This is a genomic window from Candidatus Poribacteria bacterium (assembly GCA_026706025.1).
Taxonomy (GTDB): Bacteria; Poribacteria; WGA-4E; order WGA-4E; family WGA-3G; genus WGA-3G.
Genome location: JAPOZO010000072.1, coordinates 1 through 26,595 on the forward strand (window position 1 = coordinate 1; position 26,595 = coordinate 26,595).

26 protein-coding genes are annotated in these 26,595 nt (G+C 45.8%); 12 read left to right on the forward strand and 14 right to left on the reverse strand.

Annotated elements, in window-relative coordinates; genetic code table 11:
- From OXH00_17945 to OXH00_17960, 4 genes are all read left to right on the forward strand, one after another.
- A partial coding sequence (locus OXH00_17945) for a hypothetical protein (protein ID MCY3742900.1) occupies positions 1-2,082 on the forward strand: 2,082 nt, incomplete at its 5' end.
- A 102-nt stretch (positions 2,083-2,184) separates the two neighbouring features.
- Positions 2,185-2,433: a hypothetical protein gene (locus OXH00_17950; GenBank protein MCY3742901.1), complete on the forward strand. Its 249-nt coding sequence runs from the start codon at positions 2,185-2,187 to the stop codon at positions 2,431-2,433.
- An 85-nt stretch (positions 2,434-2,518) separates the two neighbouring features.
- Positions 2,519-2,752, forward strand: a complete 234-nt coding sequence (locus OXH00_17955) for a hypothetical protein (protein ID MCY3742902.1) — start codon at positions 2,519-2,521, stop codon at positions 2,750-2,752.
- On the forward strand, positions 2,736-3,137 hold the full coding sequence (locus tag OXH00_17960) for a type II toxin-antitoxin system VapC family toxin (protein MCY3742903.1): 402 nt from the start codon (positions 2,736-2,738) through the stop codon (positions 3,135-3,137). The genes OXH00_17955 and OXH00_17960 overlap by 17 nt, the downstream gene beginning before the upstream one ends.
- 3 nt (positions 3,138-3,140) lie before the next feature.
- Here the strand turns inward: OXH00_17960 and OXH00_17965 are convergent, their stop codons facing one another.
- The 8 genes from OXH00_17965 to OXH00_18000 form a co-directional block, all read right to left on the reverse strand.
- Complete coding sequence (locus OXH00_17965) at positions 3,141-4,499, reverse strand: dihydrolipoamide acetyltransferase family protein (protein ID MCY3742904.1); 1,359 nt, start codon at positions 4,497-4,499, stop codon at positions 3,141-3,143.
- Between the two features lie 149 nt (positions 4,500-4,648).
- Complete coding sequence (locus OXH00_17970; protein MCY3742905.1) at positions 4,649-4,945, reverse strand: hypothetical protein; 297 nt, start codon at positions 4,943-4,945, stop codon at positions 4,649-4,651.
- Between the two features lie 50 nt (positions 4,946-4,995).
- Positions 4,996-6,036 (reverse strand): Gfo/Idh/MocA family oxidoreductase, encoded by a 1,041-nt coding sequence (locus OXH00_17975; GenBank protein ID MCY3742906.1) that lies wholly within the window; start codon positions 6,034-6,036, stop codon positions 4,996-4,998.
- Between the two features lie 58 nt (positions 6,037-6,094).
- Positions 6,095-6,616, reverse strand: coding sequence for a gamma carbonic anhydrase family protein (locus OXH00_17980; GenBank protein MCY3742907.1), 522 nt, complete (start codon positions 6,614-6,616; stop codon positions 6,095-6,097).
- A 90-nt stretch (positions 6,617-6,706) separates the two neighbouring features.
- Positions 6,707-8,344, reverse strand: coding sequence for a hypothetical protein (locus tag OXH00_17985; protein ID MCY3742908.1), 1,638 nt, complete (start codon positions 8,342-8,344; stop codon positions 6,707-6,709).
- A gap of 80 nt (positions 8,345-8,424) precedes the next feature.
- Entirely contained in the window at positions 8,425-9,177 is a 753-nt protein-coding gene (locus tag OXH00_17990; protein MCY3742909.1) for an ABC transporter ATP-binding protein, read from the reverse strand.
- Complete coding sequence (locus OXH00_17995; GenBank protein MCY3742910.1) at positions 9,174-9,842, reverse strand: PspA/IM30 family protein; 669 nt, start codon at positions 9,840-9,842, stop codon at positions 9,174-9,176. Before OXH00_17995 ends, OXH00_17990 begins: the two co-directional genes overlap by 4 nt.
- A 174-nt stretch (positions 9,843-10,016) precedes the next feature.
- Positions 10,017-10,898 (reverse strand): site-specific DNA-methyltransferase, encoded by an 882-nt coding sequence (locus OXH00_18000; GenBank protein ID MCY3742911.1) that lies wholly within the window; start codon positions 10,896-10,898, stop codon positions 10,017-10,019.
- A 255-nt stretch (positions 10,899-11,153) separates the two neighbouring features.
- Between OXH00_18000 and OXH00_18005 the strand changes: the two genes are divergently transcribed.
- The 6 genes from OXH00_18005 to lpxI all read left to right on the forward strand — a co-directional run bounded on the left by OXH00_18005 (position 11,154) and on the right by lpxI (position 17,962).
- The gene (locus OXH00_18005) at positions 11,154-12,935 is read left to right on the forward strand and encodes an AarF/ABC1/UbiB kinase family protein (GenBank protein MCY3742912.1); all 1,782 of its coding nucleotides are present in this window, start codon (positions 11,154-11,156) and stop codon (positions 12,933-12,935) included.
- A 4-nt stretch (positions 12,936-12,939) separates the two neighbouring features.
- Positions 12,940-13,458 (forward strand): Holliday junction resolvase RuvX, encoded by a 519-nt coding sequence (gene ruvX / locus OXH00_18010; GenBank protein ID MCY3742913.1) that lies wholly within the window; start codon positions 12,940-12,942, stop codon positions 13,456-13,458.
- A 61-nt stretch (positions 13,459-13,519) separates the two neighbouring features.
- Complete coding sequence (gene mltG, locus OXH00_18015; GenBank protein MCY3742914.1) at positions 13,520-14,545, forward strand: endolytic transglycosylase MltG; 1,026 nt, start codon at positions 13,520-13,522, stop codon at positions 14,543-14,545.
- Between the two features lie 129 nt (positions 14,546-14,674).
- A complete protein-coding gene (gene lpxC / locus OXH00_18020; GenBank protein ID MCY3742915.1) occupies positions 14,675-15,961 on the forward strand; it encodes a UDP-3-O-acyl-N-acetylglucosamine deacetylase in 1,287 nt (428 codons plus the stop codon).
- A gap of 55 nt (positions 15,962-16,016) precedes the next feature.
- A complete protein-coding gene (gene lpxA / locus OXH00_18025) occupies positions 16,017-16,841 on the forward strand; it encodes an acyl-ACP--UDP-N-acetylglucosamine O-acyltransferase (GenBank protein ID MCY3742916.1) in 825 nt (274 codons plus the stop codon).
- A 317-nt stretch (positions 16,842-17,158) separates the two neighbouring features.
- Entirely contained in the window at positions 17,159-17,962 is an 804-nt protein-coding gene (lpxI, locus tag OXH00_18030) for a UDP-2,3-diacylglucosamine diphosphatase LpxI (protein MCY3742917.1), read from the forward strand.
- Between the two features lie 189 nt (positions 17,963-18,151).
- On the opposite strand, the gene OXH00_18035 is transcribed toward lpxI, so the two are convergent.
- Positions 18,152-18,382, reverse strand: a complete 231-nt coding sequence (locus OXH00_18035; GenBank protein ID MCY3742918.1) for a SelT/SelW/SelH family (seleno)protein — start codon at positions 18,380-18,382, stop codon at positions 18,152-18,154.
- A gap of 256 nt (positions 18,383-18,638) precedes the next feature.
- On the opposite strand from OXH00_18035, the gene OXH00_18040 reads away from it, so the two are divergent.
- Together OXH00_18040 and OXH00_18045 are read left to right on the forward strand one after the other, a co-directional pair.
- The gene (locus OXH00_18040; protein MCY3742919.1) at positions 18,639-19,442 is read left to right on the forward strand and encodes an energy transducer TonB; all 804 of its coding nucleotides are present in this window, start codon (positions 18,639-18,641) and stop codon (positions 19,440-19,442) included.
- Positions 19,443-19,780: 338 nt separating this feature from the next.
- Positions 19,781-20,533 carry an SDR family NAD(P)-dependent oxidoreductase gene (locus OXH00_18045; protein MCY3742920.1) on the forward strand — a complete coding sequence of 251 codons (753 nt, stop codon included), beginning with the start codon at positions 19,781-19,783 and terminating at the stop codon, positions 20,531-20,533.
- A 474-nt stretch (positions 20,534-21,007) separates the two neighbouring features.
- Here OXH00_18045 and OXH00_18050 read toward each other — a convergent pair whose 3' ends face one another.
- The 5 genes from OXH00_18050 to OXH00_18070 form a co-directional block, all read right to left on the reverse strand.
- The gene (locus OXH00_18050; protein MCY3742921.1) at positions 21,008-21,724 is read right to left on the reverse strand and encodes a sugar transferase; all 717 of its coding nucleotides are present in this window, start codon (positions 21,722-21,724) and stop codon (positions 21,008-21,010) included.
- Between the two features lie 100 nt (positions 21,725-21,824).
- Positions 21,825-22,943: a glycosyltransferase gene (locus OXH00_18055; GenBank protein ID MCY3742922.1), complete on the reverse strand. Its 1,119-nt coding sequence runs from the start codon at positions 22,941-22,943 to the stop codon at positions 21,825-21,827.
- A gap of 219 nt (positions 22,944-23,162) precedes the next feature.
- Positions 23,163-24,839, reverse strand: a complete 1,677-nt coding sequence (locus OXH00_18060; protein MCY3742923.1) for a hypothetical protein — start codon at positions 24,837-24,839, stop codon at positions 23,163-23,165.
- A gap of 26 nt (positions 24,840-24,865) precedes the next feature.
- Complete coding sequence (locus OXH00_18065; GenBank protein MCY3742924.1) at positions 24,866-25,327, reverse strand: hypothetical protein; 462 nt, start codon at positions 25,325-25,327, stop codon at positions 24,866-24,868.
- Between the two features lie 149 nt (positions 25,328-25,476).
- Positions 25,477-26,478, reverse strand: a complete 1,002-nt coding sequence (locus OXH00_18070) for a sulfotransferase (protein MCY3742925.1) — start codon at positions 26,476-26,478, stop codon at positions 25,477-25,479.
- Positions 26,479-26,595: the final 117 nt, after the last annotated feature.

Sequence of the window (26,595 nt, forward strand, 5' to 3'; positions counted from 1 at the left end):
GCCTATCGTCCCTTAATGGCGTTTATGGGACACACCGTCGAAAATCTGAAAGAGGAAGGCACAAACGATGAAGTTTCTGATATCCAGAAAGTTCTCAATTACCTTGCAGCACTAAGTGAGGCAGAACGCCAAAAATTCAGAACCATTTTTGGTGGTGCCATTATTGGTCACTTGGTCGTCGCACGTAATCTAGACAATAATAGCGAGTTACTTCTCTCTTATGGAGATGGCGAAAAGTGGGGAATGATCAATATTGGGGATGCTGCGAGTTTTTACAATAGTATTGAAAACGACAGCATTGAAACGCGCGTTGAGGCAATTGAAAACCCAAAACTCCATTTTGAAAATCTTGATAACGAAACCAGTCCGATAAATGTCCTGATTGGGAGCCGCAAGTTTGCGGAAGGGTGGAATTCTTACCGTCTCTCCGTAATTGATCTGATTAATTTGGGACGTTCCAAAGGAAACCTGATTATACAGATTTTTGGACGTGGTGTTCGGTTACAAGGGAAGGGTGGAGATGGAAAACGTCGATATATTGAGAAGGATCCAGACTTCCCCTACCCACTTCCGCATAAAAAAGATAAAGAAAGTGATATTCGACGATTAGAAACGCTAACCGTTTTCAGCTTACAGCGAAGCTATCTTGAACATTTTCTTAAGGAAGTTCGCGCTGGTGGTATCCCAATTTACCACACCTTTAAGATTGGAGTAAATCCAACCTTTTTTAAGGTAGATAACGGTACAACTATTCATTTTAATGAATATAACAGCAAATTGCCCATCTTTAAGCAAGCTGGTAGCAGCGATAACTCAATCAAGCGCGTGGTATTCAGCAGTGATAAATCAATTAATTATACCTATTTTGAAGATAACACTGAAAAACATGGGATTATCAACAATTGGCAAGCACTGATGTTGGATTACCGAACAGACAAAGAGAAGGAAGAACCGAATATCCACGAAGATTTGCAGAAATATAACAAGGAATATTCTTGTTATTTGAATCGAGCTAGGCTCGCTACCATCATCCGTCGCGAGGCGGCGAAAAATCATCTGCAAATCTACCATGAGAGCAATAGCGAACCCGCTATCTCAGATTTTCTGGCACTTGTTGGGGGAATTCGTTACCGGAAAGCGGATAAAGATAAAATAACGTGGGCAGATCAACTCAATCGCCAAGTTGTCATTGAAGTCATTCGTAAACTACGAAACCGCATCAATGCCCATATCAATAGCGCTAACTATGTTTATGAACCATTGAATCAGGATGATTTTATCTATGAATATACGGTAACGAAGGGATTTAAAGATCGCGATGAATACGACGAGTTTCTTGCTAAAATCAGTGAGGCAGAGAAGAAACGTGACAGATCAAAAGCAAGACGCATAGATCCAGAAATACAGATCCAGAAAGAGTTAAACCTATTTTTAGATACACATCATCGGCATATTTATATACCGCTTTTGTTAGACCCAAAGGAAAGCAGCGGCGATAAATTAAATGATGTCAAAGTCTCACCAGACCGGTTGAATGCGGGTGAACGAAAATTTGTTGAGGACATAACAAATTACATCAAGCAATTCTACAGGAAGAATAAACGGTATGAATTCTACCTAATGCGAAATGTAGGGAAAATTGGGATTTATTTAGAAAGTGACGACGGGAGTTATTATCCCGATTTTGTGTTGTGGATAGTGGATAAGGAGCAAACGGTAACCCACATCCTTTTCATAGATCCGAAAGGACAGCGCGGTATTATTGATGACGAGACACTTAGCTATCAAAATCATCCAAAGGTTAAACTGGCTCGAAAATCTGAGGATAAAACGCTTATCACTCTCGAAAAAAAATTAGAGGCTAAACAGGATCGGACATTCCATCTTAATTCATTTCTGCTGCTACGCGATAGTTCCAAATTAGGAAACAGACAATCCGATGAGTGGATTGAAAAGAATATGTTGGCATATAACATTCTTCGATTGAACTGGCACGAAAAAACAGAAAGCGGTTCTATCAGTCCTTTCAGAGATCGAAAATCATATTTAGATTTGATGTTTGAGAAAGTGGGAATTGGGTAGTTTTAACGTTGAAAATCGCCATTTTCTCGTTGTATAATAGTAGGGGTTGGGTTACCCAACCTCTATTATGTTTCTGGATTTACGCAAAAAGGAGGCAACACGATGGAAAACCCAACAACTATCCAAGAGATTGTACAGCGATTAGACAAACTCACCCCCTGGCAACAGAAACAGATTTTGAATTCCGTCCTCTCTTTTTTAGGCGAACCGATAAGAGGTACACCGGGAAAGGAATTGCTTAAATTTGTAGGTACAATCTCGAAGGAAGACTTGGAAATTATGAAGCAGACGATTGAGGAAGGCTGCGGAATGGCATCCTTATCGCAAGGACAGCATATCAAAAAGCGTTGATTTCTCATACGACCTGTGATAAAATCTTTTTAAGAGATCAGTAGGTACAAAAACGCCATCCCTTAATCAAAAAGGAGGCAACACAATGGAAAACCCAACGACTATTCAAGAGATTGTGCAGCGATTGGAAAACCTTTCACCAGGACAACAGAGACAGGTTTTAGATTTTACGTTAGAGTTGTCCGGTGAATCTCCAAAAGGTATACCCCTTCAGGAACTGCTCGAATTTGCAGCAGGTCTATTCCCCCCTGAGGACTTGGAAGAAATAAAACAAGCGATTGAGGAGGACTGTGGACAGGTCGATGAATCAGAATGGTAAATATCTGTTGGACACCAACATTCTTATTGCTATGTTGGCCGATGATATGATAATCCACACTCCAGACGAAATGCAAAATGCTCCTAAAGTGTCTTTGCCTTCGCCAGCAATTGGTGAGCTCTACTACGGTGCCCGGAAATCAAATAGACCTATAGAAAATCTCACAAAAGTCAACCGGCTTACGCAGCGATTTCCACTCATCTCTTGTGATTTGGAAACAGCACAGTGGTACGGAATCATCAAAGAACGGCTGCGAAGGAAAGGTAGACCCATCCCGAATAATGATATTTGGATTGCAGCAATTGCTTTGCAATATGATTTGATTCTCGTCACACGAGACGCACACTTTGATGAAGTCGAATCTCTACAGACAGAACGTTGGTAGATCCTACACCAACAACAAATACGGGTCTTGAATATAACCGGAAACCGTTTGCAGGAACTGCGCTGCAGGCGCGCCGTCTATAACCCGGTGATCGAACGTCAGACTTAGTGCCAGCATACTCCGAACAACAATCTCATCTTCATGAACAACCGGCTTCTTCAGAATCCGTCCCACCCCAAGAATCGCACTCTCCGGCGGATTGATGATCGGTGTGAACGCATCAATCCCAAAGTTTCCGAGATTCGTAATCGTAAAAGTCCCGCCTTGAAGTTCTCCGGGTGTCAACTGATTACCCCGTGCCCGTTCAGCGAAATCTTTTACTTGCGTTGAAAGCTCCGATAACCGCGCTTTGTCAGCATCTCGGACGACCGGGACTACCAACCCATCCTCCAGTGCGACTGCCACCCCAATGTTAATTTCTGATAATAGGTGTATCCCTTCATCCGTGAGTGTTGCATTGAGTCGTGGATGTTCCCGCAAAGCATTTGCCACAACCTTTACAAGCAAATCGGTGTAGGTAATACTTACCTCCCTTGCCTGTAGTTTATCGTTGAGCATCCCGCGTAATTCAACAAATGCCGTTGCATCGGCTTCGGTATGAAGCGTGACGCTGGCATTCGTCTGAACACTCAAGGTCATCCGTTCTGCGATAATTCCACGGATGCCGTCCATAGCGATGACTTCTGCTGCCTGTTGAAGTGCCGGAGCCTCTGCAGCAGAGATTTCTGGTGCTGTGCTTGCAGCTTGTAACACATCGTCCCGAACGATTCTGCCATCGGGGCCGGAACCCGCAATTGAACTGAGATCAACACCATGCTCCTTCGCTAATCGCCGTGCAAGCGGAGATGCTTTTAGGCGCGCCGTTTCGGTTGGCATCGGTCCCCTTAAGTCGATATACCGCTGAACATCGCCCTCAAGGATCCGTCCGCCAGGGCCAGAGGCAGTGACTTCGGTCAAGTTGATAGCGAGTTTCTCAGCGAGTTGGCGTGCTGCTGGGGAGGCTTTTGGTGCAACAGTGGTCGGTGATGGTGTTGGCTTCGGCTGTACGGGTTGTGCCGGCTCTTCTGGTTCCGGTTCTTGCTGTGCCACCGCGGTATCTGCCGCGACGCGTGGGACTTCCTCACCGGGTGCCCCGATAACAGCGAGCAGCGCGTTGACGGGAACATTGGTGCCTTCTTCAGCAAGGATATGGGCAATAACACCATCGGTAGGCGATTCCTGTTCATGGACAACCTTATCAGTCTCAATCTCCAATAAAGGTTGCCCCTCCGTGACAGTATCGCCCTCCTTAACAAGCCATTTCCCGATTTTCCCCTTGGTCATCGTCTGATCCATCTGAAGCATCTTCAATTCAACTGCCATATTTTTAAGTTTCCTTGCGGTTAAGTTTCGTTGTTTGGTGAATTAACGGTTTTCGCTATTGAGTCGCCCTCCATTCCATTACGGGCTTGGTTTTGGACTAAGAGGAAACCACTTTCGGACATCGAACAGGAGAGGCTGTCCCTCCCGACTCATGACTGTGCCTCAATCAATTCAATTAAGAGTTCAACATTCGCATCCTTTTCCAAGACGAGTGCGAATTTGTGGTATTCGTCACCTTTGAAAATCGCTTGAACAAAAGGGCTAAAGGCAATCAAAAATTGACTGCCCAAAAAGTTTAGGGGTTTGCAGGTCTCCAGAACGATAATTGCTGGCGCGGTCAGACCGCGCCGCACAATCCACGTTGCTGCCTTCTCAAGCAAAGCGTGCTGTTCCGATTCTGGAATGTCTTCAAGGACGGTTGGTATTTCGCTGTTTGGATTGAGCATAGCTAACACCTACTCAATATGCAACCTTCGCGAGGGCAGACTCATCAATCTTAGTGGTCTAAGTCGCTGAGGTAATCGGCAATCTGCTTCGGCTGTCCATCAAGGGTCGTCTCCATCGCGGCGATGACAAGCACAAAACTTTTGATATTGTCTTCAATCCGCGTATCAGAAGGTTCACCCCCATCAAGCCAATTCAGGAACTCATCAAACAGATGCTGATGTGCGTGATAAGGGATCGCTGGTGCCTCATAGACTTCCGTTTCACCACTGACACGATGGATAGTCATCTGGTTTCCGCCTGCGATTTCGACGGCACCTTCTTCAAATTCGGCGCGATAGTGTTCGGAATTCCAACAATTGATGATGCCTGCGGAGGAACTGTTGCCCTCATAAGAGGTGTGGACCCCGTTATCCATCCGCATCATATAGAAGCCGCTTGAATAATGTTTAAAACTTGACCATTCGGGGTTCCAGCCAAATCCGATCAAAGTATCACAATCGCCGCCAGAAAGAAATCGAAGCATATCCAGATGATGAACAGAACCTTCAAAAAGGAGTCCGAAATCCATATCGTGCCGCCATGCTTTTCCCCACGAGAGGTAGCGACGGTAATCGCACGCGTATCTGCCTACAATATGTTGGAGTCGTCCCAATCTGCCTTCATCACGAATGCGAATCAATTCTTGCTTATTATCGGCATAGCGATAGTTTTGGATAATAGCACACGGTAACCCCGTTTTTTGCGCGGTACGTACCATCGCTTTTGCTGCATCTAAAGTGTCCGCGATCGGTTTTTCGCAGATAACGGGCATCCCGTTTTCCATAGCGGCAATCGCTGCCGGACTGTGAAATTGGGGTGGGGTCGCCACACCGCAAAAATCTGCCTTGACCTCTGCACATGCCTCGTTAAAGTCTGTGAAGAGTTGTGAGGTGCTGAGTCCTAACGCCTCGCCTTGTGCTGCGAGAACGTCTGTATTCACGTCTGCTAATCCAATGATTTCAATCCGATCGCTGAAATTACTGGTGAAGTTGTGGATCCAGCCACCGGCCATACCACTGCCGCCAATCATCAAACATGTTCGTTTTGCCATAATCTTCCTTTTTATTCGTTACCGTAAAATAAAAACCGCTATTACTGATAAAATGTACCTATTGAGATGTCAAAGTAGATTTTTGCATTAATTTGCCACGCAGGATGTAATCGTCCTTACCGTGCCGGACGCGTTCAAGTTCAGCCTCGGTCGCCTCACGTCGAACTTTCGCGGGGACGCCCATTGCGACAGTCCCGGCTGGAATCTCCTGTCCCTCACGGACAAGTGTGCCAGCGGCGACAATTGCACGCTCGCCAATTACCGAACCCGTCAAAAGAATCGCACCCATCCCAATCAGTGCTTCGTTGCCAATCGTACAACTGTGGAGGATGGCACCGTGACCAATCGTAACGTCATCGCCGATAACGCACGGAATCTCTTTATCCATGTGTATTACCGTACCATCTTGAACATTGGTGCGACACCCGATGTGGATCGGTTCTAAATCTCCGCGGAGTACGCTGTTAAACCAGATGCTTGATTCTTCACCAATTGTTACATCACCAATAAGCATCGCCCCTGGAGCGACGAAGGCTGACGGATCCACATTTGGTGTTATACCCTCGTATTCTATCAACATTTTCTCTCTCTTTCCTATGCGTTACAAATAGGCGAGGTTGCTATGGGAAACACCCAAGCAAAAACACCTTGCCAGCAAGTAGTACGGGCCTCATTGCTGTGCGACCAATAACTTGCGAAGGTTCCCGATACCCCACTTATAAGACACCACGAATATGCTCGCGAGGCTGACTATCAAGCCTGCAAATAGTACAATGCTCTTTGTATACCACGCGATCACCGGCGCGATTACAAGTCCAATATTAACAATAAGCACTACGGTGAAAGTAACAACCCGCAGGAGCGGCTTCGGTTGATGTGTGAGTTCCGCCATCCACGGCAGTGTCCCAATCGCCGTATTCAATACACACCCCGCAGGGAGCGTTATAACAGGTGTTAGCAATATCGGCATCCAAACGTCTCTCGGCATTTGGAGTAGATAAATAATAACCAAAGACCAGAATTCAGCATACACCAATGCACAGAGAAGTGTGGTTAGGAATTTGCTTGTAAACACCAAATCCGGTGTGACAGGCGCAGATTTCAGCATCCACCATGTCTTCGCTTCATCCCGCAGCCCATTGCAACTGATGCCAAAGGTAATAAGAATGCTGTAAAGTACGACCTGTACGGTAAGAATCTCAGCAGCGTTTGCATCCGCTCCCTCCCCACGTGCGAATAATACGCCGATATGAATAGCTAAAAAAAGCGTGAGCATGACAGTCGCAATTAGCCGTCCGCTATGCCTGACAAAAATCAGAAAATCTTTTAACATCATAGTTCTGATTTTGCCGCGCCCGATTGCTATGGCAATACCTTTGAGGCGTGATGCTTTAGAATCACCATTGCTCCGTATCGGTTTGCGCTTGGCTTTCAATTGGCGAATATTTTCCCAACCGCGCTGATAAATCAGTTGCGCGACGAGAGTTACCACACCTACAGAAACGAGACATCCACCGATACCGCCCAATGCCCACCTCAAGCGGAGCCCTATTGTGGATTCAGTTGTCCAGGTTAACAGGAATTCCCCAATCCATTCGTGTGGATACCATTTAGCGGCTGCACCTGCTGTCTCCGAGGATACCCAATCCAGCAAAAGTTGTTTCACCGGCACCAAATCCGATGTAGTAAACAGAGTCAACGATAACAGAAACCCCACGCCCACACCGATTGCTGTACCGAGCACCTTGAGTGTAGCAAGGAGCCACCCCGATGAAAAGAAACGGGCAATCAACATGACGCTGATGGTAACATAACTCGCAATTATTACGAGAAGACACAAGCACGTCGGAAATAGTGCCACATAAAAATGCCACGGCAATCCAAATACCAGACCGAATACTACCCACGGCGGTCCCAAAAAACAGAGCATACTCAGGAGGCGAGTCATCGTCAAGTGAACAAATTTATATCCGAAAATTGCCACCGGATGCATCGGCATAGCGTGTAAGAGTGCCGTGTTCGGTGCCTCATACAGGCTTTTCAGGGAACTCTCCATCAACTCCTTGGCAACAACAATCATTCCAAACGCCATGAACCCGTTAATAACGCCCAACAGAAGCGCGGGCTTCGCCTCAGTGGACCGCAAATGGCTGAAAAGGGAGTTACCTAACACCGACAAGGCGACGATGAAGATGAAATAACCGATGCCTTTTAAAACGCCTTTCCGCCATGTCTCTCCACCACGTTTAAGACTATTCCCCCAGCCCTGCCAATCCGCTTTCAGTAAAATTTTAATACTTCTTAACATTTTTATGAGTCTTCAGCCATCAGTTATCGGTCGTCAGTTAAGAGGTTATTTGGTTAATCAAGTGCCTCTTTTACTGACAACTATTCCGCCGTTAGATCAAGAAAAATATCCTCTAATGTTTCTGTCTGCTGATTGACATCGGCGGACTGCGCTCGGAGGTCTCGCTTCTTTTGCTGTAATTCCGAGAGCGTTCCAACAGCAATAAGCCGCCCTTTACTGATAATACCAACCCGGTCGCAGATCCGTTCGGCAATTTCAAGGATATGCGTTGTCATAAAGACGGTACAACCCTGTTCACAGCGTTCGCGCAAAATTTCCCTGACGGTGCGCGCGCTTCTCGGATCCAGACCACTGGTAGGTTCATCAAGAAATAGGATTTTCGGATGATGCACGAGGAGCGAGATCAGCAGAATCTTCTTCTGCATGCCGTAGGAATACCCTTTAATCTGATCATTAGCGGCATCGGCGAGTTCAAGCTGCTCAAGTAGGATTGCCATCTCATTCTCGGCTTGCCGCGGTGGCACCTCATACAAATCGGCAATCATACGGACAAACTGCCTACCCGTTAGTGCCTCATAAAGCTGCGGCGTATCCGGCATCAGTCCGAGAATCGCTTTTGCCTGTAGACTCTGCTCCTGAATATCGTACCCGCCAAGCGTTGCGGTACCGGATGTCGGATGGAGTAAGCCTGTGAGCATATTGATTGTCGTCGTTTTCCCTGCACCATTGGGCCCGAGAAATCCAAAAATCTCACCGGCATCTACCTGCAATGTTAGTGCATCAACGGCACACAACTTGCCGAAATATTTCGTCAACTCCAAGAGGTTAATCATTTTCGATCACTGCCCAAGACATCCTCTTTGAGGTCTGCGATTGCTTGGTCCAGATTGAAGTTGTCTCCCGTCATTTCCGTTTCGGTAGTCGTCTGGCAACTCTTGTCCTCCCACATTTTTGCTTCGGCTTCTGTCGTTTTTAATCTCTGCTCCGCCTGTTTGAAGACTTTGGACACATCGTTCCCAATTTCATCAAACAGTAACTTATAGAGCTTCGCACGCGTATCTGCCTGTTTCTGGCGTTGGCAGAGGGTTTCAGCACGTTTCACTGCGTCTTGGAACTGGTGATAAAATTCATGAAGGGCAGTCTTGAGACGGACAACAACTGCTTCTTGAGCATCAATCTGGCGTTTATAATCGTCTGCAAGGCACTGATATTGTTGTTTATGTTGCCGTGCTTCGCTTGCGCGTCCGTGGTCTTCCTTCTGCAAAGCGGCGTCTGCTCGTTTGCCCCATGTTTCCGCGGTATCAATAGCATCTTGATAGGCGCGTTTGAGTCTCTGCTCCTCTGCGATCGCTGTAGCGATGAGATCTTTTGCCGCAGCGACCCGTTTTTTCATATCAAGGATAACTTTATCAATAAGGGACTCGCTACCGTCTGCTGCTTCCATAAATTGGGTTATCCCCTCTCGAATCTGTTCCGAAATTTCCTTAAGTCCTTTCACTATTCATGCCTCCCTACACCTATCACATTCGTTTTTCGATAAATATCAAGCGACCCCTCTTACGATCAACTACAATCTGGTATCCATACTTATTAGAAACATCTATTTTGAAAAAGGATAGCCAAAAGTAGTTTCTTAACGCGCCGACACGGCATGAGCGACCAACAAATTCGTCTATTCTATTGCATGCGTGCTGAGCGCCTCGTAATCAGCGTTAACGAGTTCAATCCCGTAAGCCTCTAACCTATTCATGATACACCTAATTGCGGGGATATTATTATCAATTAAAATTGAGGATCGATCATGTAGCGCAGCGGCTTCGCCGAATGTACCACTACCAGCAAAAAAGTCTAAAAGCGTGCTATCTGGTGATGAATGTACCTTAACGATGCGATTAAGAACCCCGAGCGGTTTTTGTGTCGGATACCCAGTTTTTTCATTCCCACTGGTACTGACGATGGTATGCCACCAGACATCGGTTGGTGTTTTACCGCGTGCTGCCTTTTCTTTCCCGACCAAACCGGGTGCCATATATGGAATCCTATCCATCTCTTCAAAATTGAAGGTATAGTGCTTAGGATTTTTAGCGTACCATAAGATATTGTCGTGTTTAGGTGACCACCACGATTTTGCGCGCCCTCCGTAATCGTAAGCCCAGATAATCTCATTCATAAATGACGCGCGCCCGAAGATTCCATCAAGCATTACCTTACAGTAATGCACCTCCCTATAATCAATATGTAGAAAAAAACTGCCGTGTGGATGCAGTACCCGATACGCCTCTTCAAAACGAAGACGTAAAAACTGCAAGTAAGCATCTGAACTCTCAAATCTATCGGTATAGCGCGTGGTTTTGCCTTTGCGGGTCCGGTATGCTTTGCCTTGAAACCCGACGCGATCGCCTTGGGTATCCTGTTTGACCTCAATCTCTGTGCGTTGCTGGTGTTTTCCTGTATTAAACGGCGGATCAATATAGATCAAGTTGACCTTTTCATCAGGAATATACTCCTGAAGAATCGCAAGGTTATCGCCATAATAGAGACGATGGTTAATCATTTAATTCCCTGTTTTGGCTATGATAGCGCGTGTGCGATGACCCTTTGCTGAAAAGTAAAAGAGCGATCTATGCAAGTTTCCGCCACCGCTTGCCACCTTTCTTCTATTTTTTATACTCAAATTATAGCATACTTAAGACCAATTTATCAACCCACTATCGGAATTTTTGCCTTCGCGAGATTTTCCTTGACTCCACACAACTTTTCGTGTAAAATTTAAAGTGGAATCGGGAAACCTATAGAGAGACGAAACCTCATGCGCATTCTGAACCTGAACCGTAAACTTAAAAGCGCGAAACGCTTACCTGAGATTGTTAGTGTCTTCGCAAGACACGGCTTTGGACATATTATCTCTCAAATCTTTGAGCGAGGTCGGACGACTCGTTTTAGGTTCAAAAAGGTGCTGGTACCAAAGGTGAGGGACGACGCGCATCCTCAGAAAAAACCGAAATGGTGGCACCTCGGAAGAAAGAAAAAAGGTTCAGATCACAGCCCTTCGGCGACACTGCTATCCGTTCCAGAACGGTTAAGGCTCGCGTTTGAAGAGTTGGGACCCACATTTATTAAATTAGGACAGGTCCTTAGTACACGGGTGGACATCCTCTCTGAACTCGTTGGGCAAGAGGAGGCATTAACATGGATTACCGAATTTCAGAAACTGCAGCAACACGCCCAACCGTTTGATTTCTCAGAGGTTCGCACCACCATCGAAACAGAATTCAAACGACCGCTTGAGGAGGTTTTCGGGACATACGAACAGCATCCGTTTGCGGCGGCTTCAATTGCCCAGGTGCACGCGGCAACATTAAAAACAGGCGAACCGGTAGTTGTTAAAGTCCAACGTCCGCGCGTCGCAACGATTATTCAGACCGACCTCAACCTCTTGATGGAGTTAGCAGAACGGCTTGAGAATCGGGACCCGGAGATGCATCTCTTCAAACCGACTGAACTTGTTCGTGAATTTTCGCGTTCTGTCCGGAAAGAAATCGATTTTACAATCGAAGCGGCAAATACTGATGCTTTCTATTATAGGTTTTCGGAGTCACCGAAAGTGAAGATCCCGAAAGTTTATTGGGAATTCACGAACCGTCGTGTCTTGACGTTGGAACGCATTGACGGTGTACCGATTGACGCGATTGTCCAATTAGACGAGATGGGATTTAACCGCGTGGAACTCGCTGAAGTGCTTGTGGAACTATTCTACACACAAGTACTGAGCGATGGATTTTTCCACGCGGATCCGCATCCGGGGAACGTTTTCGTCTTAGAAGATGGCAAGATCGGCTTAGTAGACTTTGGCATGGTGGGTAGGATAAGCGACGATATGTTACGGCACATCTGCAATTGGCTCAGTGCTGTGTTAACCAAAGATGCAGATGCTGTCGTCAGGAGTTACATTCGGATGGGGATCCTTGGTGATGAGACAGACATAGCGGCATTGAAGTTGGAAATGAACGATTTTTTACAACGTTACTTCAATATGCCGCCGAGTCGGCTCCGCCTCGGTGAACTGATCCACGAAGTCTTTAATGCATCACTACGTCATCAAATTCATACACCGCCAGCATTCTTAATGCTCGGCAAAACGGTAGCGACAATGGAATCGGTTGTGATGAAACTGAACCCAGATTTTGATATTTTGAAATTCAGCCAACCGTATATCACACAATTCATTGTCCAAAATGTTGGAACCAAACGCTGGGAACGGCAGCTCGCGGATTCCGTGGAAGATTTCACGGAACTGGCACGTGATATGCCACTCCAATTACGTCGTATCCTACAAAAATTACAACGCGGCTCTCTCAAATTTGAGTTAGAGCATCTGAGTCTTGAAGCAGTAATTAAGGCATTTGACCGTGTTATCAACCGAATTGCCTTTAGCGTGATCATCGCCTCCCTAATTGTTGGTTCATCAATTATCCTACAAGGTGTGGGGCTTTGGGAATGGAAGTTCTTTCTCGGTATTATGGGTTACTTAACTGCAACGTTCTTCGGATTCGGATTGGTAATCTCTATCTTACGTTCAGGTCGCTTCTAATTCAATGTCCAACAGCCAATTAGCCAACTATAACTATCAACAGGCGATGGAAAACAAAAAGGGAACCGTTATGGCAGTTTTACTCGGATTAGATATTGGCGATATACGCATTGGCGTTGCCCTCAGCGATGAACTCGGTGTTGCAGCACATCCGCTGTGTACGCTGACCCGGAAAAATCGGAAGGTCGATCTGATTGCTATCTCAGACCTTATTTCCATCCACAAGGTAGAACGTGTTATTATCGGATTACCTCTCTCACTCGATGGTTCGATGGGTCCACAAGCGGAAAAAGTTCAGAAGTTTGCGCAACGTTTAGAGGGTGTCATCAACATCCCGATTGAATTTCAGGATGAACGCTTTACAACTGCTGAGGCTGAAGAGATTTTGCGAGAACTTAACAAAGACACAAAAGAACAGAAAGAACTCATTGACGAGGTCGCAGCAGTGATCATTCTCACTGACTATCTGAACCAGGATCGTGAGACTGCATCTACAGCATCCATTAATGATACTAATGCTTGATTTTCCGTCAGAACGTGAAATATTATAACTTGAGTTCTTTCAACAATTACGATTAAAACGCATGGGGTCAAGAAAAAAAAAGCGAATAATTAAGATAAGCATATTGACATTCTGCGGTCTCGGCACGCTCTGTCTCATCTGCGTATCAATTGCGGTATTCCTAATGTCACCTCCCACCTCTTCGGAAGAGATTGTTAACTTTGAGGTGCCCATTGGAAGTAGTTCGCGATCAATTGCAAAGCGACTCCTCGAACAAAAGTTAATTCGGAATGAATATGCGTTTCGTATAATCGTCCGACATAGGGGAACCGGTAGACGTTTACGCGCAGGCACTTATGCGTTGCGACGAAATATGGCGTTGTGGCACATCGTTGATGAATTTGAAAAAGGACAGGTTACGCTCGTTAGTTTGACAGTTCCAGAGGGTTTAACGACATCTGCCATCGCCCAACTTTGGGAAACAACAGGTTTCGGCACAGCTGCGGCATTTCTGGAAGCCACCGAATCGCCTGGTCTGTTGAAACAGTATGGACTCGAAGATAAGACCGTAGAGGGTTACCTTTTCCCGAATACGTACAAATTCGCGAAAGGGACAACGGTTGAAAAGGCTGTTGGGATGATGCTCAACGAATTCCAACAGCGGTGGACCGAAACATTTGATGAAGAGGCACAAAACTTAGGGCTTACACAGCACGAAATCGTGACGCTTGCTTCCGTGATCGAAAAGGAAGCGCAATCTAAATCGGAACGCCCTCGGATCGCGAGTGTCTTCCATAATCGACTTAAACGAAAATGGCGGCTTCAGGCGGATCCAACAGTGCTGTACGCTTTAGGAAATCCAAAACGACTCTTAACGAGAGCAGATTTGAGTGTTGACTCGCCTTATAATACATATAAACATAGGGGGTTACCACCGGGCCCTATTGCCAATCCGGGCATTGATTCACTGAAGGCGGCACTCCGCCCCGAAAAAACAGACTATTTTTATTTCGTGGCAATAGGCGAAGGAAAACACCACTTCTCAAAGACACTTTCAGAACATAACAGGATGATACGAAAAATTCGGCGTGCCTCTCGTGAACGTTAGGCATGCTTTACAATAAACCGAAGGGATAGTTGTCACGGTTAATAGCTATCAGCAATCAGCAGTCAGAAAGAGAAATCTGATGTGCATTAAAAAATTTTAGGATAGCGGATAGCCGATAACGCATAAAAAATGGAAAAGGCAGACTCACAGCAAACAATTCAAAACGAGATAACAATTACAGGAAAAGGGTTAATGTTAGGGAAACCCGTGACATTAACCTTGAAACCGGCACCCGTGGATTCCGGTATCGTCTTTCGGCGTGTAGATATAGTAGACACGCCCGAAGTGAAGGTATGTCAGGAAAACTGGGCAGACATTTTGCCACGATGCACCAGCTTACGCAAGGGTGATACAACAGTTAGTAGCGTCGAACACGTTCTTTCTGCTTTAGGGGGACTCGGTGTTGACAACGCGATAGTGGAACTGGATGCCCCAGAACCGCCGGGTCTTGATGGGAGTGCGGTGCCGTATGTCGAAAATATTCAAACAGTAGGGCTTACCTCGCAAGAGGCACCCCGAAATTTTATTGAGGTCCCAGAACCGTTTTCACTTTCCTCAGGAGATAGACAACTCGTTTTATTGCCTGCTGATGCGTTAGAGGTGACATTCGTTTACGCCCACCCCCAAACGACCCCGCAAATAGCAACATTCAAAATAACGCCAGAATTGTATGCCCGTGATATAGCACCCGCGCGAAGCTTCTGTTTTGAGGATGAAATCGAAGCACTGCAGGCACTCGGCATCGGGAAAGGCGCGAGTTATGATAATGTCCTTGTTATTAACGCAGCAGGTGAACCCAGTACACCACTCCGTTTTGACGATGAGTTCGTCCGACATAAAATCTTAGACCTGATTGGGGATCTTTATCTCGCTGGACACCTCCCAAAGGCACATGTTATCGCTATGCGGACTGGACATACATTCCATGCTGAATTCGTGAAAGCCCTCGCTGAGGCAGGACACCTTCAACAGCGACCCGCTCAAGAACCTATTGAGGTAATGGAAATCTATGAAGTGTTACCGCACCGGCATCCGATGTGTATGGTTGATAGAGTCATTGAATATGAGAGTAAAAAACGGGCAGTTGGCATTAAGAACGTGACCTACAACGAGCCGATTTTTGAGGGACATTTCCCGACGCAGCCTGTGATGCCCGGTGTGCTACAGATTGAAGCACTGGCACAACTCGCAGCATGGCTCGTACTTCGAGACATCGGTAAAGAGGGTGAACTCGGTTACTTTCGTTCAATCAGTAAGGCGACATTCCGGCGTGCTGTCATCCCTGGCGATCAACTTCGACTGGAAATAGAAGTTGCACAATTGCGGAGCAGGCTTGCACGCATTGAAGGTCGTGTTTATGTAGGAGACGAACTTGCCACTGAGGCTGAATTATCAATCGTACTGGCATCTGTCTGAGTTGCGATCCTCCAATATTAACTGGCAAGATTTTCAGGATTAGAGAGGAACATCTATGCTAGAAACTAATATTCATCCTACGGCTATTATCTCTCCAAAAGCGACATTGGAAGAGGGGGTTAAGGTTGGCCCCTATAGCCTTATCAGTGAAGACGTTCATATTGGGCGTGGAACCGTGATAGGTCCGCATGTTCAGATTGAGAAATGGACAACGATTGGTGAAGAATGCGAGATTTTCTTCGGTGCCACCATCGGTAACCAATCTAAAGACTTGAAATACGATGGTTGGCGGAGTTATGTGAAAATCGGTAATCGCAATATTTTACGCGAGTACGTCTCTATCTCCAGGTCAACATTTGAAGAGGGTTCAACTATCGTTGGTGACAACAACCTGCTGATGAATTGGGTTAATCTCGCACATGACACCATCGTCGGTAATAGAACGATCATGGCAAATTTTGTTTCGCTTGCGGGGCATGTTGTGATTGAAGATGATGTTCGATTGGGTGCGCACGCCGCGCTGCACCAATATGTACGTGTCGGCAAGATGGCAATGGCAGGCGGGTTCTCAAAGATTGTACAGGATATTCCACCGTTCATGCTGTCTGCCGGTCAACCGTCGCGCGTGCGGAGCCTCAACCGTATCGGTATTCGAACATCACGGATTAACCCGTTGTCCCAGTTGACCCCCGAAACGCTGGCAGAGTTAAAGAAAGCATTCCGCATCTTGTTCCGCTCCGGTCTACCGCTGAAACATGCCGTCGCCAGAGTCAAAGCAGAACTCGAAGCGACTCCAGAAGTTGAATACCTGCTTGAATTTATTGAAACCTCCAAACGTGGCATCGGATTTAGCCAACCTAATCGTATCCTGAATGGTTAAGTATCGGGTTTCTGATGAAAACATCGGAAACGTAAGCCCGTAATGAAGCAGATCGCTTATGGGGTTTTTGCTGGGGGTATTTGCTTGGGGTCTTTGATAGGGCGTTTCTGCGGATTTCTTCAAGTACGCCGCAAAATGGAGGGGTGTTTTTGCAATGTAATACAAGGAACGGATTTAGTCTAACCCCAGACTAAATCCAGTCTATTCCCAGACTAAATCCGGTATTTCTGCGTATTGCTTGGGGGTTTCTTCAACCTTACACAGAAGCCTGTCAAACCCTCAAATAACATGACTTAACCGCAAGGTAATACAAAAATATGGAAAAATTGGGGATTATTGCAGGGGCAGGTGAGCTGCCGGTGCTATTGGTTCGTGCCGCTGTCGCCCATGATCGGAAGCCTGTTATCATCCAAATTACAAAATCTGATGCACAGCGCTTTGCCGGAATTACACCCGAAATCCACACTTATGGTGTCGGACAAATTCAAAAGATTGCCCGAACACTTCTCAACTCAGGTGTAAAAGAGGTTGTGATCATCGGTAAGGTCGAAAAAAATATCCTGCTTCGCCCATTTCAAATTGATACGACTACGATCAAAATTTTAGTTCAGAACCGACGTGAAAAACCCGCCGCAATTGTCAACGCAGCCCTCAATTACCTTGAATCCGTTGGACTCACGATTCTCCCTCAAGACCGCTACCTTCACGATCTGCTCCCACAACCCGGCGTTTTAACAACACGACAACCTACCGCAAGCCAACAAGCCGATATTGAACTCGGTATCACCACAGCACGTCAAATCGCGAATATGGATATTGGGCAAACTGTTGTCGTTAAAAATCAGATCGTACTTGCTATTGAAGCGATTGAAGGTACAGATGCGACTATTAAAAGGGGCGGCAATTTGGGAAGGAAGGGTGTGGTTGTCGCGAAAGCATCTGCCGAGAATCATGATTTCCGTATCGATGTTCCGACAGTTGGCATGCAAACATTAGCGATGTTGCATCAAGTTAAAGCGGGTGTACTTGCAGTAGAAGCACGCCGAACGTTCGTTATGGATACCGAAACGCTTGTTCAGCAAGCAGATCAATGGAAGATTGCAATCGTCGCGGTGGATTAATTTTTAACCGTGGCGTTTCTGCTCGGTTTTGTCCGCTCCCGAGTAACGGGTGGAGACTCCTGTCCAAAAAGGTGTTTGCATTCTAATTTTATTTTCTTTCTCGGTAGTCTTCGCTGCAAGTTAGGAATTAAAAAAAGAGGCGGAGGCAACACAATAGCAGCCTCCGCCCTTCCAAAGATGAGATTCAAACTATGCCGCGTCTATTGCAGTTGCTACCTGCTCGGTTGTTGGAAACTGTCCAGTTTCTAACTTCGAGTAGAGTAGCGTGCCGTTTAATGAGACTTCAAAAGCCCCACCACTGCCTGGAATTAGATCAACTTTCGCAACTTCTGCACCATACTTTTCTTTTAAGGCATCTGCCAAACTGGCTGCCCGTGGTTTGTAGTTTCAAGAGGTGCAGTATTCAATTCTCACTTCCATGGGGTATTCCTCCTCATTGAAATTTTGCCTGAATCCGACCATTCCATTTTAAAATTTTACCATTAATATTGGGAAATTGCAAGTTTTTTCGCGCGCTTTAAATATTTCGTCATTTCGTCCAAAAGATTGGCACGAATCTTGCTACTATATTTAGTATAGATACTCGTTTTGCCTATAGAAATAGCGTCAAAGTATACGTCCCCGCTGTGTTAGGCACTGATTACCGATGTGAAGTTCGCAAGCAGGTGTTTAAATTATGAACAACGCCATCCAATTTATGAACAAGTCTATAGTTTTATCTATCTGCCTTCACCTGATGGGTGTAGGAATTGCTTCGCTGTCCATTGTTGGAACACCGGACAAGTATGGCGATGCGATCATTGCAGAGTTTGTCTCGTTCCCGAAGGCTCAAAAAACTTTGCACACGCCACGTCGGCTCAAGACCCCAGAACTAATGCAATCAGATATGCTGCGGTCACAGCCTCCGCGTATTGAGTCACCTATAGAGGTTGCTCACATCCGGGAAAATGAACTGCAATTCGTTGTTGATACACTCCCAGTTTCCGCTGTTCACCAAACGGCTCCGGTAGAAGTTGGGATAGAAGATGAGCACCTACTCCAGTACCGTTCACCTCCGCGTCTGGCAGCAGCCAATGTTTCACAACCGACACGCTTTACACCGAAACGGATGCAGCGCCCAGAGTGGACATCCATATCACTTGCTATTGCAAGCACCCAAACTGCAGAACTTCCAATGGTCTCTGTGCTTCCAAACGAACCAACACAAAATGCCAAATTCTTCCGCAAAGTTGATCCGATATATCCTGAATCTGCCCGTCTTTCGCACAAACAAGGTCTCGTTGTCCTCGAAGCAACAATAGGCATAGACGGCGTAGCGAGAGATATCAAAGTTGTCAAAGTCGTTGAAGTTAGCGGCTTAGGGTGTGAAGAAGCGGCAGTTGCGGCACTCAAAGCGTCCCAATTCGTGCCAGCGAAACAGGGCAAAGTCGTTGTCAGCCAACGCCTCCGTATTCCTTATCGTTTCCAGTTTAAAAACTAAACAATTCCACGTATAACATAATTCCGATACTGGTGCTTGCTGTTAGCGTCAACACAAAAAAGGCTTGCGCTATCACGGCATTCCACGTATAATCTTTCCTACCAAACGCATAGGGTTGTCCAGACCCAGAGATTGCTTTTGCCGTTATAGTAAAATCCGAAAATATGTTTACACTTATAGCATAGGAAACTGTTGGTTTCCTGTGCCTCTGTGAAACACACATTCACAAGTTCATATAACGAGGAAAGTGCATAAGTAATTACGGGATCTACTATAAATGAATAGATTGTCGTGATTCGGAACTCTTTTATAGCGGAACAAGGAGGGAAATAAACAATATGGATGTTCAACTGAATAATAAAGTAGCCGTGATTACTGGTGGATCTACGGGGATTGGTGCAGCAACAGCGATTGAATATGCGAAAGCAGGCGCGAAAGTTGTCTTCGGTGATATTAATGAGGAAGATGCTGAAAAAACGCTTAGCACAATCATTGAAAATGGCGGGACTGCGAAGTTCCAACGCACGGATGTCACAGCAGAAACTGAGGTGGCGGATTTGATGGCAACGGCTGATATGGCATTCGGTGGGATTGACACGTTAGTAACTTCAGCAGGTGTCCTGCGCGGACCGAGCGTTCGCATTGATAACTTTGAAGCGGCGACTTTTGACTCAGTTATCGACGTGAACCTCAAAGGTACTTTTTTCGCGCTAAAACACGCTGTGCCGATAATGGGACGAGAGAACGGCGGTGTCATTCTGTGTATTGCATCAGGAGCAGGTGTTCGTGGTGGGAGTTCTTCGGTTGCTTACGCTTCCAGTAAGGGTGGGGTCAATGGACTTGTAATGACGGTAGAAAACCAAGTTGGGGGAATGGGCATTCGCATGCACACTATTTGCCCTGGGGGATTAGCAACACCCCTTAAATTAGGACAAATTGCGGAATCAGCGAAGCGTGATGGGCAAGATCCAGATGCGGCTGTGGCAAATGCCCGCAATTCACTCGGGGACCCAGCTGGTGTCGCTCGAGTACTTACCTTCCTTGCCTCTGATGCCAGTTCCTACACACGTGGACAGATCTTCACAAGGTGATTTTTAACTATCGGGTTTTCGCTCCGATTTTTCCGTTGTCAAAATCGGGTTTTCGATGAACTTGAACAACACCGGTAGAGATTAGGGGTTCTAAGAATTTTCATCAATGGACCCTAAGATGAAAAGATGTAATCGAAGTTCAGCCACAGACTTTTTGAATAACGATAGAAAAAAATAGGGAAAACCGCAGAAAAGAGTGCCCAGACACCTAAATTGACAAAGAAAGGGATAGCAGTGAAGGTTTCAAGGAGGAAATAACTCGGAAAAGCAATGAGGACGGTCGCCCCATAGTTGAGGTACATTGCACCAATAAAATAGCCGGATTCCCGTTCAAACTTTAAATCACAGGTTGGGCAATGGGTAAACATTTTGAAATAGGTTTGAAACAGAGCCCCGTTCTCACACCGCGGGCATTTGAGCCGAAAACCGCGTCGCAGGATCCTACTGAGGACTCCAAGGGTTAACTTCATTGCGTTAGTAGGTGTTACTATCCCAAAAAACCTTGAAGGTGCGGAGGAGTATCTTGAAATCGTTCCAGAAAGATAGATTTTCAATGTACTCAAGATCAACAGAAATGCCATCTCGGATTGTGCCTCGTCGGTGAGGACTGAGCTGCCAGAGTCCGGTCATTCCCGGACGAACGAGGTGGCGTTGATTTTCCCACGGTTCATAATGTTTAGCGAGGAAAGGCATCTCTGGTCGCGGGCCTACGAGGCTCATTTCACCCTTCAGGACATTAAAAAGCTGCGGTAACTCGTCTAAACTCGTTTTACGGAGCCATTTGCCGATCGGTGTAATGCGTTCATCATCCATCGCATCCGGTTTCTCTGAATAGGACGGTGTATCAACATGGAGGCTCCGAAACTTGTGCATGATAAACAGTTCGTTGTTTAATCCAATCCGCTTGTGAGAGAAAAAGACAGAACCGGATGAGGTGAGTTTAATAAGAATGGCAATCAATCCCATCAGCGGGGCAAAAATAATGATAAGGAAAAATGCAGCGATCGCATCAAACAAATGTTTGCCACGCTTTGCGTAGAAAGAGGAGAGTCGTTCCACTAGAGTCCCTATTTTTAGTATTTTTGGCGAAGCTTGCAAGCTAAAACTTGCCGTTAAACTTTCATCGCGATGCTGGTTCGTTTCGTCCGCATCTTTTCCTATCTGGTCGATGCTTCTTGATAGGAATGGCAAGGTTAATTCCTCTGATTGCAGTTTAATCTCAGACGTAGATTTACACGACTATGTGTTGTTTTGACGAAATTCTCAGAGCGTTTATAATTAATAAACGTTGTTAACTCTGCTGGAGTTTCTCAAAAACATCAAGATATTGCTGTGCGATATTTTCCCAGTTGAATCGGTTTCGGATCTGTTCTGTGGCGCGTCGCCGGAAATTTTCAACCTGTTCCGGATGCTGTTCCAACATCTGAATTTTCTCTGTGAGCGAGGCGACGTTTTTGTCAAAGAGTACGCCGTAACGCCCACCGTCCAAAACCTCATCGTTGAAGGGCGTATTCAATGCCAGAATGCAGTTGGAAAACCCTAATGCCTTCAGAATGGAAGGGTTAATACCGCCAAACTGATGCCCATGAATATAGGCAAAACAGTGATGATGAAGTTCTTTAATGTGTTCAGAACTATCAATATGCCCGAGGAATTTGACATTTTCGTTAGCAATATTTTTTAATTTTGTCAAAAATTCGTTTTCGAGTTTGTTACCTTTGTAATCAGCCCCACCTGCTATAGCAAGTTGTTTTTCGCTGTTCGCGGCAACGAACGCCTCCAAAATGAGATCAGCATTGTTATCCGGCACAAGCCTGCTGGCAATGAGATAATAATTCCGGGGTTCAAGCCCATAAGCTTCCAGAACTTCTGGATGCTCCGAAGGCTCAATGTTTGCACCGTAAGCGATATAGGTCGTTTCTGCGCCCAATTCCTCAAGGTAGAGCCGTTTCATTTCAGACGCATCGGTAATGACAAGTGGAAACGCTGCCGTTGCCATCTTTGCCGCCCATTTGAAGTAAACTGCCCCGATGCCTTTCCATTTTGGACGGAGCCATTCCATCCCATCAACATTGATAACAGCGGCTTTACCTGCGATGCGGAAGAACCATCCAAAAGGTCCGTTACCAGCATTCCATGTCAGGATGACATCAGACGGGGTAACAGAGGCGTGTAGGGTTGCGAGCAAACTGTGGCTGAGGGTACTAAACATTTTATGCTCTATGCTGGGTAAGTAAACGAGTTTGATGCCTTTCCATTCTGCAGGTCTCTCTTTGAAAAGTGCTTTCCGACAGTAGACAATGACTTCATGCCCAGCCTCCACCCAGCGCGGGGCGAGTTCCCCCATGATCGTTTCCAATCCACTATAAGTGGCGGGAAGCCCGCGTATGCCCAATACCCGAATTCTCATCCTTTTTTCTTACCTCGTCCCAATACACGTTGCAAATCAAAGGGTCCTGTATATATTATACCCATTTTAGGCGCGAAAGTCCAATTTCTTTTGACGACGGGACACCTCAAAGCAACGTTATACCACCTTTGATGATAAGAAGGATATAAATCTTCACTTTTTATTAAAACATCGTTTTATCGGCTTTGATGACCGAAAGGAGCCAAACCTACGTTATTTTTACCAAGGAATTCGGGAGAGGAATTTGGCTTCGATTTCATTGGCATTTTCGTGTACATCTAAACGATTCCCTAAGTTTCGCCGCCATACACGAGTCCACTCCGCATAGATTGAATAACGTCCAATAACAACCCAGTTAGCCCCGACTGAGAGACGATGCTCACTTTGTGTAATCCCAGATAAAGGGGTCCATACGTCATCTTTTGGCGCGTCAGGCGGATGTTCCTTATCAATATTGCCCGTTCCGTGACGCTCCAATTCATACCCGAAAACCGTTTCAAGTTTATCTGTCCACCGGCGACGTAATTCCAGCCACAAGTTATCAGCATCGGAACCGATCTGATGCCCAATAGGTGTAGTAAAGTGTTTGTAGACGTTCACGGGGTTTACATGTGTATATGCATATTGGTTGATAAAGGCGTACTCAGCATGGAAATCGGTATCTGGGATGCCAAAAGGATCCGTTAGGTATATGCCGCCTAAGATGCCGAACTTGGTATCCCAATGCTTAAAATTAGCGGCAGGATTCCCATCGTCAACCATCAGTTCGCCATAAATTTCAAAATTGTCTATAGGGCGAAGACGCATATCAACACTCATAAGAACGTTGTCCCCACTGCCAGGGACGCGCCCATCTGCCCGCGAAATTGGTTGCTCGTTAATCAAGTAAATATTGACCGGATTCAGATAACCCGGTTCAAAACGATCCCCATAAACGACGACTTCGGAAAGCCCAAAGCCGAATCTATTCCAGAAATACCCCTCTACCCTATGCCCTGAAATATACTTATCATTGATGTCCTCCGCCATATCCTCTAATACGCCGGTAAATGCGGTGAAGGTGACAGGATCGTAGGTGGCTTGCAATTTGATCATGTCCATCGCCAACGGGTTTTTGGAGATTAACAGGCTGTCATGATAGCCAGGTCCCCACTGAAGCGTCTCTTGTCCGAGCTGCAACTCAAGCCACGGCAAGTCGAACTTCATATAACCGTTAATAGCAGTCCGATTTTTGAGGTTGCCTTCCAGTTGTCTAATTTTCGTCTCGTCAGGGAAAAAATCTTCAAAGATTTCACCGTACACGAACCGATGCGCTATATCAGTGGTAAAGGCAAACGTTTCCCCCACCTGTCCATAAAGGTGCGGATAGATAGTGGTAACGAACATGTTGCCTTCAACAGGCTGCTCCCTCGATATATTATCAACAAGGTGTGTAATAGTACGTTGAGAGGCTCTTAGATCGAAGGAGAAACGATAGTCTTCACCTGCCATTGTCATCAGGTGCAATCGCCCGTTAGACTGGCTTTGGATTGTAGCCGTACCACCGTTTGCGGTAGCAATTTTCGGAAACTCGCGAACTTCACGGTAAAACGTTAACAAGGCGTTTAACCGTGCTTGATCAATAGCACTCAATTCGATTTCGCCGTTTTTCTGCTTCCGATGTACTTCGAGCAGATAGGATACCACCTGTTTTCGGGTAAGCGGTAGGGAACCACGCCGTATACCGGGTAAAACTCGCTTATTAAGTAAACGATGCACAAAGCGATAGGTTTCACGATTAAAATCAGAAAGATCTGGGTTAAGGGGAACGTTAATCAGTGAAGAGGCTTCTGTTAGCGCGGAAGCTAATAGCAACATTGCAAGATAGGTAATTAACAGGTTCCGTAAAACTATCATATATTTTGGTCCAACCTAAATGATTCCTATGGAAATACTATAGTCACTTTTTGATCTTTCACAGATTCCCTGAATAGCAGAAGGAGTTCTTCCTCATTCTTTTCAGGGAATTCAAACGATAGACGAAGATATTCAATGATTATCTCGTCAAAGGCTCCGATGTACTGAAAGTAAAACATTTCAAGTGTGCCCGCTTTCAGTTTTTCAACAAAGGTATCTTGGAGGTTTTCAAACCCTTCCAACAACTCAGCATTTTCAAGGTTTTCTTGGCGATATATATCCACCAAACCAACCCAAAGTCCCTTTCTAAAACCAAGTTCTTCTCTAAAGATGTCCTCAGAGACAGTGAATACAGTAGAAAAATCACCTGTTTCTTCACCTTTTTGATGTGCTTCTGCGCGTCTTTCATTGACTTTTTCCATTGCCACTTGTGCTTTTTCTAATGAGCTCTGCGGAGGGGTGATAATTTCCATGATTGGTTGTTCCATCCCTCGGTCACACCCGGTAAGCAAGACAGATGCGCAAAGTATCAACACAATCAATAGCGTCAGTGATCTCATCTTAACTCCTTTTCAAATAAACTGTGAATTTATATAGTTATTCTATTTTGACAGTCCACTCATGTTAAAAAGTGCACCTAACTATCATACCTTAATTTTCCCATTGTGTCATGGAAAATAGGGGCAATTTTCGGATGAACATCAAACGGTTTTCTGGCGGGTACCGGATGCAAGGTCTGCCTTGCATACTCACTGAATTTACCGTCTACTGACAGTTCGCAAAAGTCGCATAATTCCGTGAGGGTCTTGTCTGGGTTTAATGTTAAATCTTCAAAACGAACGAGATGGATACAATCAGACGAGGCTTGCATTAAATGTAACCCCTCTTGCATAGTGAGTATCCATTCCACGGCTGCCCTATCAAGATGTCGCTCAAAATGCTTAATCTCATCGGCACTCTCAGCGAAAAGTGAGTCTGTTTTAACGAGTTGTTCGACTAAGAGTTGCCACTTTCGATCATTTACGCCCCACCAGTCATGTTTTTCGCTATTGACTTCGCCACCGAGCCGCTTCGACCAGTTTGCAATTGAATGGCAGGTATCCCAACCGTTTCGCACGAGAAAGATAAAACGCGCATCGGGAAATAGGGCGCGTACGAAATCTACCCTGAAGATAAGCTCCGGGTATTTATCAACGAGGCGTCTTGAACGAGTTGCTGTCAAATAAGCACCGAACATCTGAGCGGCGCGTTGATGCATTCCGTCCGTTGCGTCATCGGCGGTGAGACGATACTGTGCTTCGTTTCGGCTGTAGTTTCCGATGATGTCTTCATGTGGGTGAATGAGGTGCCATATCGCTTTCGGTTCATTGAGGTAACCGACTTCTTTGTGCATGGAAAACACGATGCCGAGTATTGTGGTGCCGCTGCGTCCGGTACCTAAGATAAAGATCGGTTTTTTAATCGGTCTATATTTTCGGTTATTCGTGGAAACCGTTTTTAAAAGAGAAAAGACAAGTGGATTGATCCAGCGCCCTTTTGTGGTTACAGGGCGACCTTCAAAAAGGGCATAACTAATGAAGCGGGTTAGTGCTTTCATTGGACGCGTTTTGATATAATTCGGATTAATTTGGGCAATCATAGCAAATAGTTTTCAGTTATCAGTTGTCAGTTAAAGAGTGTCCAGTAGCCAGTTAACAGTTAACAGTAAAAGAGAGTTCTGGTAACTGTTAACTAATCCTCTGACGACTGACAAGCC